This is a genomic window from Paraburkholderia sp. J7 (assembly GCF_905220155.1).
In the GTDB taxonomy this organism is placed as follows: Bacteria; Pseudomonadota; Gammaproteobacteria; order Burkholderiales; family Burkholderiaceae; genus Paraburkholderia.
On sequence record NZ_CAJMYZ010000016.1, the window covers coordinates 87,780 to 103,862 of the forward strand.

General features: G+C 64.0%; 14 protein-coding genes. 12 read left to right on the top strand and 2 right to left on the bottom strand.

Annotated features, from left to right (window positions below):
- The first annotated feature begins 29 nt into the window (after positions 1-29).
- From U5A58_RS24990 to U5A58_RS25010, 5 genes are read left to right on the top strand one after another with little or no spacing between them, the layout of a single operon-like run.
- Positions 30-698, top strand: coding sequence for an SRPBCC family protein (locus tag U5A58_RS24990; protein ID WP_321963481.1), 669 nt, complete (start codon positions 30-32; stop codon positions 696-698).
- Positions 699-716: 18 nt separating this feature from the next.
- Positions 717-1,613, top strand: coding sequence for a MoxR family ATPase (locus U5A58_RS24995; protein ID WP_321911006.1), 897 nt, complete (start codon positions 717-719; stop codon positions 1,611-1,613).
- The gene (locus U5A58_RS25000; protein WP_321963482.1) at positions 1,607-2,809 is read left to right on the top strand and encodes a vWA domain-containing protein; all 1,203 of its coding nucleotides are present in this window, start codon (positions 1,607-1,609) and stop codon (positions 2,807-2,809) included. The genes U5A58_RS24995 and U5A58_RS25000 overlap by 7 nt, the downstream gene beginning before the upstream one ends.
- The gene (locus U5A58_RS25005) at positions 2,806-3,906 is read left to right on the top strand and encodes an XdhC family protein (RefSeq protein WP_321963483.1); all 1,101 of its coding nucleotides are present in this window, start codon (positions 2,806-2,808) and stop codon (positions 3,904-3,906) included. Before U5A58_RS25000 ends, U5A58_RS25005 begins: the two co-directional genes overlap by 4 nt.
- Entirely contained in the window at positions 3,903-4,544 is a 642-nt protein-coding gene (locus U5A58_RS25010) for a nucleotidyltransferase family protein (protein ID WP_321963484.1), read from the top strand. The genes U5A58_RS25005 and U5A58_RS25010 overlap by 4 nt, the downstream gene beginning before the upstream one ends.
- A 1-nt stretch (position 4,545) precedes the next feature.
- On the opposite strand, the gene U5A58_RS25015 is transcribed toward U5A58_RS25010, so the two are convergent.
- Positions 4,546-5,790 (bottom strand): Zn-dependent hydrolase, encoded by a 1,245-nt coding sequence (locus U5A58_RS25015; RefSeq protein WP_321963485.1) that lies wholly within the window; start codon positions 5,788-5,790, stop codon positions 4,546-4,548.
- Positions 5,791-6,251: 461 nt separating this feature from the next.
- On the opposite strand from U5A58_RS25015, the gene U5A58_RS25020 reads away from it, so the two are divergent.
- A complete protein-coding gene (locus U5A58_RS25020; RefSeq protein WP_321963486.1) occupies positions 6,252-6,656 on the top strand; it encodes a septal ring lytic transglycosylase RlpA family protein in 405 nt (134 codons plus the stop codon).
- A gap of 204 nt (positions 6,657-6,860) precedes the next feature.
- The gene (locus U5A58_RS25025; RefSeq protein WP_321963487.1) at positions 6,861-7,139 is read left to right on the top strand and encodes a hypothetical protein; all 279 of its coding nucleotides are present in this window, start codon (positions 6,861-6,863) and stop codon (positions 7,137-7,139) included.
- Between the two features lie 134 nt (positions 7,140-7,273).
- Here the strand turns inward: U5A58_RS25025 and U5A58_RS25030 are convergent, their stop codons facing one another.
- Entirely contained in the window at positions 7,274-8,854 is a 1,581-nt protein-coding gene (locus U5A58_RS25030) for an isocitrate lyase (RefSeq protein ID WP_321910994.1), read from the bottom strand.
- Positions 8,855-9,231: 377 nt separating this feature from the next.
- Here U5A58_RS25030 and U5A58_RS25035 point away from each other — a divergent pair, with 377 nt between their 5' ends.
- The 5 genes from U5A58_RS25035 to U5A58_RS25055 all read left to right on the top strand — a co-directional run bounded on the left by U5A58_RS25035 (position 9,232) and on the right by U5A58_RS25055 (position 16,073).
- Entirely contained in the window at positions 9,232-9,594 is a 363-nt protein-coding gene (locus tag U5A58_RS25035) for a hypothetical protein (RefSeq protein ID WP_321963488.1), read from the top strand.
- Positions 9,595-9,686: 92 nt separating this feature from the next.
- On the top strand, positions 9,687-10,982 hold the full coding sequence (locus U5A58_RS25040; protein ID WP_321963489.1) for a TolC family protein: 1,296 nt from the start codon (positions 9,687-9,689) through the stop codon (positions 10,980-10,982).
- 11 nt (positions 10,983-10,993) lie between these two features.
- Positions 10,994-12,520 carry an efflux RND transporter periplasmic adaptor subunit gene (locus U5A58_RS25045; RefSeq protein ID WP_321963490.1) on the top strand — a complete coding sequence of 509 codons (1,527 nt, stop codon included), beginning with the start codon at positions 10,994-10,996 and terminating at the stop codon, positions 12,518-12,520.
- Positions 12,517-15,723 (top strand): efflux RND transporter permease subunit, encoded by a 3,207-nt coding sequence (locus U5A58_RS25050; protein ID WP_321963491.1) that lies wholly within the window; start codon positions 12,517-12,519, stop codon positions 15,721-15,723. The genes U5A58_RS25045 and U5A58_RS25050 overlap by 4 nt, the downstream gene beginning before the upstream one ends.
- On the top strand, positions 15,720-16,073 hold the full coding sequence (locus U5A58_RS25055) for a copper-binding protein (protein WP_321963492.1): 354 nt from the start codon (positions 15,720-15,722) through the stop codon (positions 16,071-16,073). Before U5A58_RS25050 ends, U5A58_RS25055 begins: the two co-directional genes overlap by 4 nt.
- The last annotated feature ends 10 nt before the right edge of the window (positions 16,074-16,083 follow it).

The window sequence follows — 16,083 nt, forward strand, 5'->3', positions numbered from 1 at the left end:
TCGACGCGATTGATAATGAGGATTCCGGAATGAAAGTCGTACTCGACAAGGCATTTCCACTCGATGCGAGCGCGGACCGCGCCTGGGCGCTGATGCAGGATATCGAGGCGGTGGCCGGCTGCATGCCAGGCGCGAAGATCACCGAGCGTGTGGACGATACGCACTACAAAGGAACCATCACGGTGCGGCTCGGGCCGGCGACGATGTCGTTCAAGGGCGACATCGAAGTGCTCGCGCTCGACGCCGCGGCGCGCAGCCTGCATCTGCTCGGCAAAGGCACGGATTCGACCGGCAGCTCGGCAGCGACGATGGATCTCACGGCGAGTGTCGAGCCCACGGGCGAAACCTGCACGCTGACCGGCAAGAGCGAGGTGACGATGAGCGGCAAGGCCGCCGCGCTGGGTGGGCGGCTCATGGGGCCGGTGTCGGAGCAGCTGCTCAAGCAGTTCGTCGCGAACTTCTCGGCCCGGTTGAGCGCCATGGCGCCGCCGCAGGGTGCGCCTGATGCGCCGGGCGCTGAAGCGGACGCGGTTGGCGGGGCCACTGCGCCCGACGAGGCGACGGCAATGGCTCCGGTTGCACGAGCGGCCGCGGCGCCGCCCGTGCAAGCCGCCGAGCTGAACGGCATCGCGTTCATGTGGGCCATCGTGCGCGACTGGCTGCGCGCTCACTTCACACGCAAGGCGCAGGGCCGCTGAGGGCCACTGAGGGACGCCATGACGTCGATCGACCGCATGCCGGACGTCCTCGCGCTGCAGGCGCAGCTGGCGGCCCACCGGTTCATCGTGGAGCGCAGCTTCGCGGCGGCGCTGCTGCTCACGATGGAAATGCGCCGCCCGCTGCTGCTGGAGGGTGAAGCGGGCGTGGGCAAGACGGAGGTCGCGAAGGCACTGGCGCGCCTGCTCGACGCCCCGCTGATCCGCCTGCAATGCTACGAAGGACTCGACGCGCACGCGGCGCTTTACGAGTGGAACTATGTTCACCAGCTGCTGGCCATCAAGCTCTTCGAGCAGGACGCTCGGCCGCTGCGCGACAAGGAGCAGGACATTTTCTCCGAGCGCTATCTGCTCAAGCGCCCACTGCTCGAAGCCATTACGACCACGCCCGCGCCCGTGCTGCTGATCGACGAAATCGACCGCACCGACGAGGCGTTCGAGGCCTACCTGCTCGAGCTGCTTTCGGATTTTCAGCTTTCGATTCCCGAGCTTGGCGTGATCCGCGCGAGCGAGCGGCCCTATGTGATCCTGACCTCGAACGGCACGCGCGAGATCTCCGACGCACTGCGCCGCCGCTGCCTTTACCAGTACGTCGACTATCCGTCGTTCCAGCGCGAACTCATGATCGTGCGGACTCAGGTGCCCGAAGTGCCGGAGGCGCTGGCGGCGCAGATCGTGGAATTCGTGCATGCGGTGCGCGAAATGGCGCTGCGCCGCAAGCCGGGCCTCGCGGAAACGCTCGACTGGGTGGCCGCGCTGCTGCGCCTTGGCGTGAGCGCGCTCGACGAAGACGGGGTGGACCGCGTGATGGATTCGCTCGCGGCGCTCGTGAAAACGCGCGAGGATCAGGCGAGTCTCACGCGGCCGGTGGTTGAAAAACTGGTGGCGTCATGCTGACCGGAATCGACAGCACCCGGCCAGGCGAGGTGCCGCACGATCTCGCCGATCGCCTCGTTGCGCGCTATGCGGGCTTCGCGGGCTGGCTGCGCACGAATGCGTTCTGCGTAACGAACGCTGACGTTGCCGCCATGCTCGAAGTGGTGCAACGCATGGGCCAGACCGAGCGCGATGTGCTGCGCTGGAGCCTGCGTGCGCTGCTGTGCTCGCGCGCGCAGGAGTGGCGCCGCTTCGACGATTTGTTCGACGCGTATTTCCTTGCGCCGAACCGGCGCAAGCTCGCCGAAACCCGTGCTGGCGGCGCGGGGCCGCTTGCGTGCGACGACGCAGCCAGCGGGCCTGCCGATGCGAGCGAGGGCACGCCGATTTCGCTCGCAGGCAGCGGCGGCGGCGCGGCGCAAGAGGGCGCAGCCGCTAACGAGGGCGCGACGCACACAGCGTCGCTAACCCATGCGGACTTCCGCCACCTGAACGACCGCAGCGAACTTTTCGCCATCGACGACGCCATCCGCCGCTTCGCCCTGCGCCTGCGCGGCATCCAGATGCGCCGCGAGCAGCGCGCGAGCCTCGGGCGCACGATCGATCTGCGCTGGACCCTGCGCCGCAGCGTCTCGCGCGGCGGGCTGCCGGTCGAACTCGGGTGGCGGCGCAAGCGCAGGCAGCGCCCGCGCATCGTCATGCTGCTCGACGTGAGCCGCTCGATGAGCCTCTACAGCTTCTTCTTCCTGCGGCTCGCGCGCGTGCTGAGCGGGCGCTTGCCCGACGTGCACAGCTTCGTTTTCCATACGCGCCTGGTCTGCGTCGACGAAGCGCTGCGCGACCCCGATCCGCGCCGCGCCCAGGAGCGCCTGCACCAGATCTCCGAGGGCTGGGCGGGCGGGACGCGCATCGGCGAGAGTCTCGCCGGTTTTAACGAGCATTACGCGCCGCGCCTGCTGCATGCGCGCACCGCGGTCGTGATCGTCAGCGACGGCTACGACGCCGGCGACGTGACACAGCTCGGCGAGTCGCTCGCCGCGATCCGGCGGCGCTGCCACTCGCTCGTCTGGCTCAACCCGCTCGCCGAGCGTTCCGGATTCCAGCCAGTCAGCGCGGGCATGCAGGCCGCGCTGCCGCATCTCGACCTGTTTGCCGGCGCCCGCGACCTCGCGGGGCTCGAACGGATCTTTCCTCAAATTCTCGAGGCGCTGCAATGAATGTTCATGCCGAATCGAGCGAGACCCTTCCTGACGCCGCGGATCTGCTGCAGCTCGAGCAGCGGCTGATCGATGCAGGCGCGCCGTTCGCGGTCGTCACCGTGATCCGTGCGGCGCCGCCAACCTCGACGTGCGTCGGCGCCCAGGCGCTCGTGGAGGCGAGCGGTGAGCTGCATGGCTGGGTCGGCGGGGGCTGCTCGCAGACGATCGTCATCGAAGCCGCGCGCCAGTCGATGCGTACGGGGCAGCCGCGGCGCGTGCGGATCAGCAACGAACCGGGGCCAGCCGACGCCGAAGTCGAAGCGCATGCCATGCCGTGCGCGAGCAACGGCGCGCTGGAGCTCTTCATCCAGCCCACCGTGCCCGCGCCGCTCGTGGCCGTGCTCGGCGCGACGCCCGCGGCACACGAGGCCTGTGTGCTCGCACGGCGCGTCGGGTTTCGCGCGAGCCTGGCGGGCGAGGTTGCGCGCGCTGGCCAAGCGGGCTTCGACGCCGCTGCGCTGGACCGTGCCGGCACGTCGTTCGTGCTGATCGCGACACAAGGCGAGCGCGACGAGGATGCGCTCGAAGCCGCGCTGCGCAGCGCCGCGGTGGCCGTGCTCCTGATCGCGAGCCACAAAAAGGCCGAACGGCTGCGCGAGGCAATGCGACTGCGCGGCATCGACGAAGTGCGCCTCGCGGCGCTGCATGCACCCGCTGGGCCGGCGATCCATGCGCATACGCCGCAGGAGATTGCGCTTGGCGCCGTGGCGGGACTCGTCGCGCTGCGGCATGAGATAGCCGAGGCGGCAGCGCGCGCGCAGGCCGAGCCGCCGACGGCCACGATCGCAACCGAAACCGTACCGCCCTTGCCGCCGTGCGAGGCGCTCGGCGCGCCACCCGTGCAGCAGGCACAGGCGGGGCGCTACGTGAACCCCGTGTGCGGGATGAGCGTCGAGATGGCGAACGCGAAACACGTGGTCGAATATGGCGGCCACAAGGTGTACTTCTGCTGCGACTGCTGCAAGGCCGAGTTCGAGCGCGCACCCGAGCGCTATCTGAACGCTGTCCCAGGCGCGGCCGGTCGCCCGGACGATCTCCACAAGGAGGCGCGATGAGCCGCGCGACATTTTCGGCTGTCGTGCTCGCGGCGGGCCTGTCCACGCGCATGGAGGGCCGCCACAAGCTGTTGCTGCCGGTGTGCGGCGAGCCAGCCGTGCGGCGCGTGGTGCGCGCAATCGTTGCGGCACAGCCCGAGGAGATTGTCGTCGTGACCGGATTCAACGGCCGAGCCGTGTTCGAAGCGCTCGACGGCATCGACGTGCGCTTCCAGAGCAACCCACGCTACCGCGAAGGACAGATGACTTCGGTCGCGAGCGGCGTTGCTGCGCTGCAGGCGCCCTGCGACGCCGTGATGATTTGCCTCGCCGACCAGGTGCTGCTCGAAGCGGCCGACTATCGCGAGCTGATCGAGGCCTATGCGTCGATGCCGTGCGGATCGATCCTGGTGCCGATGTACCAGGGCGCTAGAGGCAATCCTGTGGTGTTTGCGTCGAGTTATTGCCCCGAAGTCGTGGGCGGCCGCGTGAATCCGGGCTGCCGCAAGCTGATCGCCGAGCACAGCGCCGAGGTCTTTCTCCACGAGGCGGCGCACGATCGCTTTTGCGTCGACATGGATACACCCGCCGACTACCAGAGCGTCATGGCGCGAGTGGAGGGCGGGGTGGCCAACGACGCACGCGTGCCCAACCCCTGAATCAGCGCCGCAAAGCCGCCACGATTCCCGCCGCCGCTCGCGCCGCCACCTCGCAGCCGAGGACGATATGTTTCTCCTCGGTGTCCTCGATGAAATCGTGACTGACGCCGCCGATGCTAGGCACGAACAGCATGCAGGCAGGAATGTGAGGCGCGATGACCTGTGCGTCGTGCGACGCGCCGCTCGGCATATCCGTCCACTGTCCGGGCGCGAGCGCTTCAGCCGCTTCTTCGAGTCGCTGCTGCAACTCAAGATCCATCGTGACCGGCTCCTCGGCTCCCTCGCACGCGATCAGTTCCGCATGCACGGTGTGTTGCGTGTTCCAGGCATCGACTAACTCAACAAGCGCACGTTCCATTGCATGCAGGCGCTCGGGATTCGCATCGCGGAACTGCAGGTTCATCAGCGCCTTGCCTGGCACGACGCTGAACGAACCCGGATCGAGATCGATGCGTCCGACGGTCCACACCGTATCGGCGTCCGCCAGGCGGCCAAACGCGTCGTCAATACGCGCGATGAACGCGACCAGCGCCGCCCCGGCGTCGCGCCGGATCGACATCGGCGTCGTGCCTGCGTGATTGCGCTGCCCGGTGAAGCACAACTGAAACTCGCGAATGCCGACGATCGTCGTCACGATGCCAATCGATTTCGCCGACGCTTCGAGCCGCCCGCCTTGCTCGATATGCGGTTCGAGATACGCGCGTTGCCGCGTGCGATCGAGCGTGACGCGCGGCAGATTCGCGAGGCCGGCCTGCGCGAGTGCGTCGCCGAGCAGTAGACCTTCTTGATTGCGCGCGCTGTGCACTGAAGTGTCGATTGCTTCGCCCACGAAGCTGCGGCTGCCAAGGAAACCTGAAAACGTCCCTTCTTCGTCGATCCACGATGCAACGTCGACCGCGAAGTCGCGCGTTGCGGCGCATTCGCCGAGGGCGCGCGCGATTTCGAGGCCATAGATCACGCCGAGCGCGCCGTCGAGCCAGCCGCCGGTCGGCTGGGTGTCGGTGTGCGAGCCGATCACGAGCGCGGGGCCCGGCTTGCGCGAGCGACCGAACACGGTGCCAACGCCGTCGATGGTCGCGTCGAGCCCTGCGTCGCTCATGCGCGCGGCGAGCCAGCGGCGCGCCTCCATATCGATGGGCGAAAGCGCAAGGCGGATCACGCCGGGGCCAGTGGCGCCGAAGCTGCGCAACGTCTTGAGATCGTCGAGCAGGCGAGGCGGGTTGATGCGTGGGAAGTCTGCGTGCACGGGCTCGCTCCGGGGCATGAGTCGATGGGGAAGCGGGAATCGTAGCATCACGCGCCGGCTGGCCGGTATGCAATGGTGAGAGTGGCGCGTGGCTGCAGTTTTGTCGCGATATTTTTCAGCAGGGCGTCGAGTCTATCTCTTCAGTCATTTTTCAGAGCAATGATTTGAACTCCTTTCGAAACGTCAATATATGTCGAGGAATGAATAGCGCCGAAACGATGTCTGCATTTGAAATGCAAGTAATGGTTAAAGACCCGATTTGGTGGAGGCATATCGTCAACGTAAATTTTTTTGAGACCGTTAGAACGTCCTTTCGTTGACGGGCTTCTATCGTGATATCGCTTCGCTATCTGGGAATACTGGGAATTTTCGGTTTGGTTGCCGCGTGCGCACAGCTTCCGCCCGACAACCCGGCGTCAAACAACACGCTCGCTAACCCTGCACACTCGCCGAGTGCGCTGTTGGCTGCGGATGACACGGCAGACGTTGCGAACGCAACGATTCAGCCAAGCCGTTCTCGGGCGACAGGCGGCGCGCTTCAGTCAGGCGAGGCGTCGTGGTACGCGTCGAAGTTCCAGGGGCGCCGGACGGCGAGTGGCGAACGCTACAACGGCGGCGCATTGACGGCGGCCCATCGCACGCTGCCGCTTGGCACGTGGGTGCGTGTCACATCGATGGCTACGGGCAGGTCGGTCGTCGTGCGTATCAACGATCGAGGACCGTTCATCGCAGGGCGGATTATCGATTTGTCCTGGGCGGCGGCGAAGGCGCTCGGTTTGCCCTACGCGCATTCGAAGCAGGTCCGGATAGAACGTTTTGGCAAGATGACGCTCGCGTATTCCGGGTCCGACGGAGCACACGGCTGACGACGAAAAGGGCAACTCGGGATTCCCTTTTTGCCTTTGCCTCACGCGCGGAATTAATGAGATTGGTAGCCGCTTTGGAGTAAGGTTCGATCGTTTGAATTTCCTTGACACTTTTCATTCGCGCGTCGGTGGATAATCCGGTCGCGCGCCGCGGCATTATTTGCTGGACGGCTCGCGATCATCAATAACGTGAAGAAACCGACCATGAAGAAAATCTCCTTTGCGCTGCTCGCTTCGTTGTTCGTCGCAGGCGCAGCATCGGCACAGACGCCGCAAAACGGCATCGTCACGACCCACGACGCCAATGTCGCTTCGCAGATCGAGCAACATGCACGGGACGCTCAGGCGCAGCAGCCCGTCGTCGAACAGGACGCGCACGCGGTTCGTGAGAATGCCCCGCACAAGAATGCCAAGCACAAGGGCGCTCACCACCATCACCACAAAAAGCATTCGGCGAAGCCGGCGCACAACGCTGCCGAGTAAGCGCACTGGCATGCACTGACGGCTGAACGGCTGAACGGCAGACGGGCCTGCTCAGGCGCGTCTGCAGCGAAATGCCTGACAAATAAAAACGCCAGCCTCAATGGGCTGGCGTTTTGCCTGAAGGATTGCGGGCTTCAGAACTGGTTCATCGTGTTGTCTTTCCCTGCCGCTTTCAGCGCTGCTTCGCCGCTGAAATACTCCTTGTGGTCGTCGCCGATATCCGAGCCGGACATGTTCTGGTGCTTGACGCAGGCGATGCCCTGACGGATTTCCTTGCGCTGCACGCCAGCCACATAACCGAGCATGCCCTGGTCGCCGAAGTATTCCTTGGCCAGGTTGTCGGTCGACAGCGCGGCGGTGTGATACGTCGGCAGCGTGATCAGGTGGTGGAAGATGCCGGCTTCGCGCGCCGCGTCGGCCTGGAAGGTCCGGATCTTTTCGTCGGCGATGGCTGCCAGTTCGCTCTGGTCATATTCCACGCTCATCAGCTGGGCGCGATCGTATGCCGACACGTCCTTGCCTGCGGCCTTCATCGCGTCATAGGCCTGCTGACGGAAGTTCAGCGTCCAGTTGAACGACGGGCTGTTGTTGTACACCAGCTTGGCGTTCGGGATGACCTTGCGAATCTCGTTGACCATGCCGGCGATCTGGGCGATATGCGGCTTTTCCGTTTCGATCCACAGCAGGTCGGCGCCGTTTTGCAGGGCGGTGACGCAATCCAGCACGCAGCGTGCTTCGCCCGTGCCGGCGCGGAACTGGAACAGGTTGCTCGGCAGACGCTTCGGACGCAGCAGCTTGCCGTCGCGCTTGATGATGACGTCGCCATTGCCCAGTGCGTCGGCCGACAGTTCCTCGCAATCGAGGAACGAGTTGTACTGGTCGCCCAGGTCGCCCGGCGTGTGGGTCACGGCGATCTGCTTGGTGAGGCCCGCGCCCAGCGAGTCGGTACGGCACACGATGATGCCGTCGTCCACGCCCAGTTCGAGGAAGGCGTAGCGGATCGCGCGGACTTTGGCGAGGAAGTCCTCGTGCGGCACGGTGACCTTGCCGTCCTGGTGGCCGCACTGCTTTTCGTCGGACACCTGGTTTTCGATCTGGATGCAGCATGCGCCGGCTTCGATGAACTGCTTGGCGAGCAGGTAGGTGGCTTCCGCGTTGCCGAAACCGGCGTCGATGTCGGCGATGATCGGCACGACGTGGGTGACGTGGTTGTCGATCTTCTCCTGGATCGCGGCCTTGGCGGCGCCTTCCGCCGCGTCGAGCTGGCGGAACAGGCCGCCGAGTTCACGGGCGTCGGCCTGGCGCAGGAACGTGTACAGCTCGCGAATCAGGGCGCTGACCGAGGTCTTCTCGTGCATCGACTGGTCCGGCAGCGGGCCGAACTCGGAGCGCAGCGCGGCCACCATCCAGCCGGACAGGTAGAGGTAACGGCGCTCGGTGCTGTTGAAGTGCTTCTTGATGGAGATCATCTTCTGCTGGCCGATGAAGCCGTGCCAGCAGCCCAGCGACTGCGTGTACTTCGAAGGATCGGCGTCGTAGGCGGCCATGTCGGCGCGCATGATCTTCGCGGTGTACTTCGCGATGTCCAGACCCGTTTTGAACTTGTTCTGCGCACGCATGCGTGCGGCCGATTCGGGATTGATCGCGTTCCAGGCGCTGCCTTGTTGCTCTTTCAAGCCAGCAATTGCCTTGATGTCGTCTTGATATTGGGCCATGAGAATCTCCTGAGTTTCTGAAGAGTGAAGCGCGTTTGAGTAACCGGTTCAGCGTGCCGCTGCGTCTGTCGAAGCGAACTGGATGACTCAATTGTAGGGGCTTCTTGATGCGTCGCAGCAAGGTCTTATATAAGACACATGACTTATTTATTCTTTATTTATCAATGAGATAGTCGACGGTTTTTGCGCTGCAGAACATGTTTTCACAATGCGAAAATGCGTCGATCGAGAAATTCGCGAGACATTTCACAATGTGAAACGTGCTTTCGTTTGCCGGAGGCCGGGGCAGGGCGCGCGGCGCCGAAAGGTCAGTGCGACCGGACATTCGGACAAATTGAACGCAAACACGATAGAATCGCCCGGCGATACTCACTGCCATGAAAATTCTTCGGACCCTTCTCGTCCTGCTGCTGTGCGCGATGCTGCCCCTGAGCGGGCTGGCAGCCACTGGCATGGCGGGCGAATGTCCGATGCAGCAGTCGATGCCGATGCACGACGACGGCTCCGCATCTGCCGCGATGTCTGGCTGCGACATGATGAAGTCGTCGCCGGCGAGCAAGGCCAAGGGCGGCTTCTGCAAGTCCACGGCCCAGTGCCAGTTCGCGAGCATCTATTACCCTCCCGCGCAGGCGAGCGTTAGCCATCCCATGGCTGTCGCGAGACAAGTCGTCTTCCACTACGCCGAGTCCTTCGCCGCTCACGTGCCGGCCGGTCTCTGGCGACCTCCCCAAGCTATCTAACCCTCGTTTGACTGGTTCGCCGCGTTTGCGGCGAGGTCGTCCTGTGTCCAGGACGTGGAGTTCCATTGGGACTCCCCCGTTGGGGTTAGAACATGCCTTTCACTATTGGCACGCCGCGATGCCGGCGTGCGTCCCTGCGCGCGCTCCCGATTTGCGCCGCGCTGCTGCTGCCTGGCTTCGCTGCGTACGCCCAGGAAGCCCCTTTCACGCTTGAAGCGGCATTGCAGGCTGCAACCGGCCACTCTGCGGCCATGCAGGCCGCGCAAGCGTCGGTCCACGCGAGTTCCGAAGCTGCGGTCCGGGCAGGGCAGTTGCCGGACCCGGTGCTCGCGGCCGGCGTCGACAACCTGCCGATCAATGGCTCGCAGCGATTCACCATCGGCCAGGACTTCATGACGATGCGGCGCATTGGCATCGAGCAGGAATGGGTCTCGCGGGAAAAGCGCCGCCTTCGTTCCGACCTCGCCAGCGAGGTGGTGAACCGCGAGCAGGCCGGCTATCTCGCACAACTCGCCAACGTTCGCCAGCAGACCGCCACCGCGTGGCTCAGCGCCATCTATGCGAAGCGCGCCCTGGCGCTCCAGCAGGCATTGCTGGGCCATATGACTCACGAACTTGCTGCAACGAAGGCGTCATACCGGGGAGCGAGGGCGACGGCCGCCGATGTCGTACAAGCCCAGGCCATGCTGGCGCAAACGCAAGACCAGGCGCTCAAGGCGCAGCAAACCTACCAGAGCGCGCTCATTGTTCTCTCGCGCTGGACGGCGACACCCGCGACCGATGTGACCGGCGAGCCGCCCGCGCCCGAGTCGTACGTCTCTTCCTTGCCACCGGACGAACTCCGGCTCGTGCAGCCGGCGCTCGTCGCAGCGGCCGATGACATTGCCGTCGCCGACGCCGGCACGGCCGTTGCCAGCAGCGAGCGCAGCCCCAACTGGACCTGGGAAGTCGCGTACCAGCAACGCGGTGGCGCGTACTCGAACATGGTGTCGGTCGGGGTGCGTATTCCGTTACCCATCAACCGGAAGGATCGCGAGGACCGCGACGTATCGGAGAAGGCCGAACTCGCGACCAAGGCCCACTTGATGTACGAAGACACGCTCCGGCAAGTGCAAGCCGACATTCGCACTGAGTCGGCAACCCTCGCCAGCGGCCGCGAACGCATCGCGAATCTCACGCAGTCCCTGTTGCCCGCCGCCGATCAGCGCGTCGAACTAGCAGTCGCCGCTTACACGGCGGGCACCGGTTCGCTCGCCGATACGTTTGCGGCCCGGCGGGCGCAGCTCGACGCGCAGATTCAGGTGCTCGACCTCAAGCGCGAGGTTTCGCAGACGTGGGCGCAGCTTGAATACCAGGTTGTGCCAACCACAATGGCCGCCGCCGAATGAAGGAGAAAACCATGACTCAAAAACCTTTGATGCGCGCGACATTCGCGGTCTTTGCCGCCGCCGCGCTGCTCGGCACGGGTTACTTCGTCGGCACACGACACGCGTCGGCAGCGCATGAAAATACGGTCGCCGCTTCGGCTTCCGGCAACCCGACTGACCCGAAAACCGGCAGGAAAGTGCTTTACTGGCACGACCCGATGGTGCCGAACCAGCACTTCGACAAGCCCGGCAAGTCGCCATTCATGGACATGCAACTCGAGCCTGTGTATGCGGACGAAGGGGGCGGCTCATCCGGTATCGCAATCAACCCGGGACTTCAGCAGAACCTCGGTATTCGCTACGCCACCGTGCGCCGCGAGGAAACGACGGAAGGATTCGATGCCGTCGGCACCACGCAATTCGACGAATCGCAGGCCGATGTCGTGCAGACGCGCGTTACGGGCTACATCGACCGCCTGTACGCCAGTGCGCCGATGCAACGGATTGCGAAGGGCGCACCCATTGCTTCGGTCTTCGTGCCCGACTGGCTCGCGCCGCAGGAGGAATACCTCGCGCTCAAGCGCGGTGGGATGGACAACAGCTTGCTGGAGGCGTCGCGTGCGCGTATGCGCGCGCTCTCGATTCCGGATGGCGTCATGGCGAGTCTCGACCGCACGGGCAAGGCGCAGACACACATTGTCATCGCCTCGCCAGAGACAGGTGTCCTAAGTGAACTGAACGTGCGCGACGGTGCGCAGGTCGCGCCCGGTCAGACGCTTGCGAAGGTCGCGGGTCTTTCGAAGCTTTGGCTCATCGTCGAGATTCCCGAGAACCTGGCGTTGCGCGTGCAGCCCGGCATGCGCGTTGACGCGACGTTCAGTGGCGACCCGACACAGCACTTCAAAGGGCAGATTCGCGAAATCCTGCCCGGCATCAGCACCACGAGCCGCACGCTTCAGGCGCGGCTCGAAATCGATAACACCGAGCTCAGACTCACGCCCGGCATGCTGATGCGCGTGCGCGTCGAAGCGCAAAAACCGGTTTCGCGACTGCTTGTGCCTTCTGAAGCCGTCATCACGACCGGCAAGCGGTCGGTCGTGATCGTCAAGAACGCGGACGGCCGCCTGCAACCTGCAGACGTGACGGTTGGCAACGACGTCGGCGGCGACACGGAAGTCATGAGTGGCTTGAGCGATGGCGAGACGGTCGTCGCTTCCGGCCAGTTCCTGATCGACTCGGAAGCCAGTCTGAAATCGGTCCTGCCGAGAATCGAAGGCGCGGCTGGCGCGAGCGCGGCAATGCCGGCGTCCATCCCGAGCGCTGCCGTAAAGACATACGAAACCACCGGCAAGGTGGAAAAGGTCAGCGCTGCCGACATCACGTTCTCGCATCAACCGGTGCCGGCGCTGGGCTGGGGCGCGATGACGATGGCGTTCAACAAGCCGTCATCCGGCGCATTTCCCGATGTCAAACCCGGTGAGACAGTCCACTTCGTCTTCAGACAATCGGACGACGGCTACCAGCTCACGAAGGTCGAACCCGTGGGAGATGCCAAATGATTGCGCGTCTCATACGCTGGTCCATTCACAACCGGTTCCTGGTTCTGCTGGCGACTGTGCTTGTCACGGCGTGGGGCGTCTACTCGCTCAAGGAGACACCACTCGACGCGTTGCCGGACCTGTCGGACACGCAGGTCATCATCAAGGCGTCGTATCCGGGCAAGGCGCCCCAGGTCGTCGAGGACCAGGTGACGTACCCGCTCACGACGACTTTGCTCGGCGTGCCAGGTGCGAAAACGATCCGGGCGTATTCGTCGTTCGGCGACGCGTTTGTCTACGTGCTGTTCGACGACAAGACCGACCAATACTGGGCCCGCTCGCGTGTGCTCGAATACCTGAACCAGGTCCAGAGCCGCCTTCCACCAGGCGCGACGGTTTCGCTGGGGCCCGACGCGACGGGGGTGGGCTGGGTCTATGAGTACGCACTGGTCGACCGTACGGGGCAGCACGACCTCGGAGAACTGCGCGCGCTCAACGACTGGTTCCTGAAATTCGAATTGAAGTCCGTGCCGGACGTATCGGAAGTGGCGAGCATTGGCGGGATGGTGCGCCAGTATCAGGTCGTGCTCGATCCCGACAAGCTGCGTGCATACGGCATTACCCAGGCCATGGTAGCGGATGCCCTCGGCAAGGCGAACCAGGCGTCCGGTGGCTCAGTGGTCGAACTGGCGGAATCAGAGTACATGGTCCGCTCGTCGGGCTACCTGCGCTCGCTCGACGATTTTCGCAATGTTGTCCTTCGCACCAACGACGCGGGCACACCGGTTCTGCTTGGCGATGTCGCCCGCATCCAGATCGGACCCGAGATGCGCCGCGGGATTGCCGAGCTGAACGGGGAGGGCGAAGTCGCGGGCGGGGTCATCGTCATGCGTTCAGGTAAAAACGCGCTGACGACCATCGGCGCGGTGAAGGCGAAGCTCGCTGACCTGAAGCGCTCGCTGCCCGCGGGTGTGGAGGTCGTCACGACATACGACCGCTCGCAGCTCATCGAACGCGCCGTGGACAACCTGAAAGACAAGCTCATCGAAGAGTTCATCATCGTCGGGCTGGTCTGCGCCGTGTTCCTCTTTCATCTGCGCAGCGCGTTCGTGGCCATTCTGTCGTTGCCGCTGGGTGTGCTGGCGGCGTTTATCGTCATGCGCTATCAGGGGGTGAATGCGAATCTGATGTCGCTGGGCGGGATCGCCATCGCCATCGGCGCGATGATCGATGCGGCCATCGTGATGATCGAGAACGCCCACAAGCATCTCGAGGCGTACGAGCATGAGCATCCCGGCAGGTCCATGACGACTGCGCAGCGTTGGGAACTCATTGCGACGTCGGCGGCGGAAGTCGGACCGGCGCTATTCTTCTCACTGCTTATCATCACGCTCTCGTTTGTCCCGGTATTTTCGCTGGAAGGGCAGGAAGGCAAGCTCTTTTCTCCGCTCGCCTTCACGAAGACTTACACGATTGCTGCCGCTGCGGGTCTTTCGGTCACGCTGGTGCCGGTACTGATGGGCTATCTCATTCGCGGGCGCATTCCGCATGAGAGCGCGAACCCTATCAATCGCGTGCTCATCCGCTTGTACCGGCCGATGCTCGAAGCCACACTGCGCCGCCCGTGGATTGCGATTGGGTTGGCGGTTGTTGCGCTTTTGCTGAGCGCCATTCCGCTCTCGCGACTCGGTGGCGAATTCATGCCGCCGCTCGACGAGGGCGATCTGTTGTACATGCCGACAGCGCTTCCCGGCATTTCGGCAGACAAGGCGTCCGAGCTTTTGCAGCAGACCGACAGGCTCATCAAGACGGTACCGGAGGTTGCGACCGTGTTCGGCAAGTCGGGCCGCGCCGACACGGCGACTGACCCGGCACCGCTCGAGATGTTCGAAACCACCATCCAGTTCAAGCCGCGCAGCCAGTGGCGTTCCGGCATGACGCCGGAGAAGCTCGTCGATGAACTCGACAAGACCGTGAAGGTGCCGGGGCTGTCGAACGTCTGGGTGCCGCCCATCCGCAATCGCCTCGACATGCTGTCCACGGGCATCAAAACGCCGGTCGGCGTAAAGATTTCCGGGCCCGACCTGAATGAAATCGACAAGGTGGCCGGACAGGTCGAGGCGGCGGTAAAGGGGGTTCCGGGCGTGACTTCAGCGCTTGCGGAACGACTGAACGGCGGCCGATACATCGACGTCGACATCAACCGGCAGGCGGCGGCGCGTTATGGCCTTTCCATCGGCGATATCCAGTCGGTGGTTTCCACGGCCGTGGGCGGCGACAACGTCGGCGAAGTCATCGCTGGGCGCGAGCGCTTCCCGATCAACATCCGCTATCCGCGCGAGGTTCGCGACTCGCTGGAAAAGCTGCGGCAGTTGCCGGTTCTGACCGACCGGGGCGCACAGATCCAGCTTGGCGACGTGGCGGACATCCGGATCGCCGACGGACCGCCCATGATACGCAGCGAAAACGCACGGCTCTCCGGCTATGTCTACGTGGACATCCGGAGCGTAGATCTGGAATCGGCAGTCAAGGCGATGCAACGCGCCGTCGCTGAAAAGGTGCAGCTTCCGCCCGGATATTCGATCGCATGGTCAGGGCAGTTCGAGTACCTCGAACGTGCAGCGGCGACATTGCGCACGGTAATTCCGGTGACGCTTGTCGTCATCTTCGTGCTGCTCTTCCTGACGTTTAACTCGGCGGCCGATGCGCTACTGCTCATGTCGACGGTGCCGTTTGCGCTCGTCGGGGGCTTCTGGCTCATCTGGATACTGGGCCATGCCGTGTCCGTCGCCACGTCGGTCGGTTTCATTGCGCTTGCGGGTGTTGCGGCCGAGTTCGGCGTCGTCATGCTGCTGTACCTGAAGGGCGCACTGAACCGGCGACGCGAGCTTGGGGAGGCCATGACCGAGGCCACATTGCTCGACGCGATTCGCGAAGGCGCGGTCTTGCGTGTGCGGCCGAAGGCCATGACGGTAGCGGTGGTCCTTGCAGGGCTCATTCCCATCATGGTCGGACACGGCGCCGGTTCGGAAGTCATGCAGCGTATCGCCGCTCCGATGGTCGGCGGAATGGTCACCGCGCCCATTCTCTCGATGTTCGTTATTCCCGCAGCCTGGTTCCTCCTGCAGCGTCGCCGAATGAGGCAACGCAACGAGGTTCCTTTTACCCACGCAGAACCTTATGGCACGAACGTGCCTTCTACCCAAACCAAGGAAACACAATGAAAAAGATGATTCTTGCTGTTGCGGCCGTGGCTGCTGTTCTCGCGGCCCCTGCATTTGCTGGCGACGATATGGCGGGCATGAACATGTCCGCTGCGAAGCCGACGGTCGCGAAAGTCGCTTCGAATTCCGCGCTAACCGACGCCGAGGTCAGGAAGGTCGACGCCGCTACGGGAATGGTCACCTTGAAACACGGCGCCCTGGAGAACGTCGGCATGCCCTCGATGACCATGGCATTCAAGGCGAAGGATGGAAGCATGGTCAAACAGGTTCACGAAGGCGACAAGGTCAAGGTGCGAGTCGAAAACGTCAATGGCACGCTGACCATCGTGAAACTCGAAAAGCAGCCTTAACGGGGGCGGT

Bases quoted from the DNA above. Each gene is read 5' to 3' on its own strand.
- U5A58_RS25030 (WP_321910994.1), bottom strand. From the start codon at position 8,854: ATGGCCCAATATCAAGACGACATCAAGGCAATTGCTGGCTTGAAAGAG.
- U5A58_RS25055 (WP_321963492.1), top strand. From the start codon at position 15,720: ATGAAAAAGATGATTCTTGCTGTTGCGGCCGTGGCTGCTGTTCTCGCG.
- U5A58_RS25000 (WP_321963482.1), top strand. From the start codon at position 1,607: ATGCTGACCGGAATCGACAGCACCCGGCCAGGCGAGGTGCCGCACGAT.
- U5A58_RS25025 (WP_321963487.1), top strand. From the start codon at position 6,861: ATGAAGAAAATCTCCTTTGCGCTGCTCGCTTCGTTGTTCGTCGCAGGC.
- U5A58_RS25005 (WP_321963483.1), top strand. From the start codon at position 2,806: ATGAATGTTCATGCCGAATCGAGCGAGACCCTTCCTGACGCCGCGGAT.
- U5A58_RS25035 (WP_321963488.1), top strand. From the start codon at position 9,232: ATGAAAATTCTTCGGACCCTTCTCGTCCTGCTGCTGTGCGCGATGCTG.
- U5A58_RS25050 (WP_321963491.1), top strand. From the start codon at position 12,517: ATGATTGCGCGTCTCATACGCTGGTCCATTCACAACCGGTTCCTGGTT.
- U5A58_RS25045 (WP_321963490.1), top strand. From the start codon at position 10,994: ATGACTCAAAAACCTTTGATGCGCGCGACATTCGCGGTCTTTGCCGCC.
- U5A58_RS24995 (WP_321911006.1), top strand. From the start codon at position 717: ATGACGTCGATCGACCGCATGCCGGACGTCCTCGCGCTGCAGGCGCAG.
- U5A58_RS25040 (WP_321963489.1), top strand. From the start codon at position 9,687: ATGCCTTTCACTATTGGCACGCCGCGATGCCGGCGTGCGTCCCTGCGC.
- U5A58_RS24990 (WP_321963481.1), top strand. From the start codon at position 30: ATGAAAGTCGTACTCGACAAGGCATTTCCACTCGATGCGAGCGCGGAC.
- U5A58_RS25010 (WP_321963484.1), top strand. From the start codon at position 3,903: ATGAGCCGCGCGACATTTTCGGCTGTCGTGCTCGCGGCGGGCCTGTCC.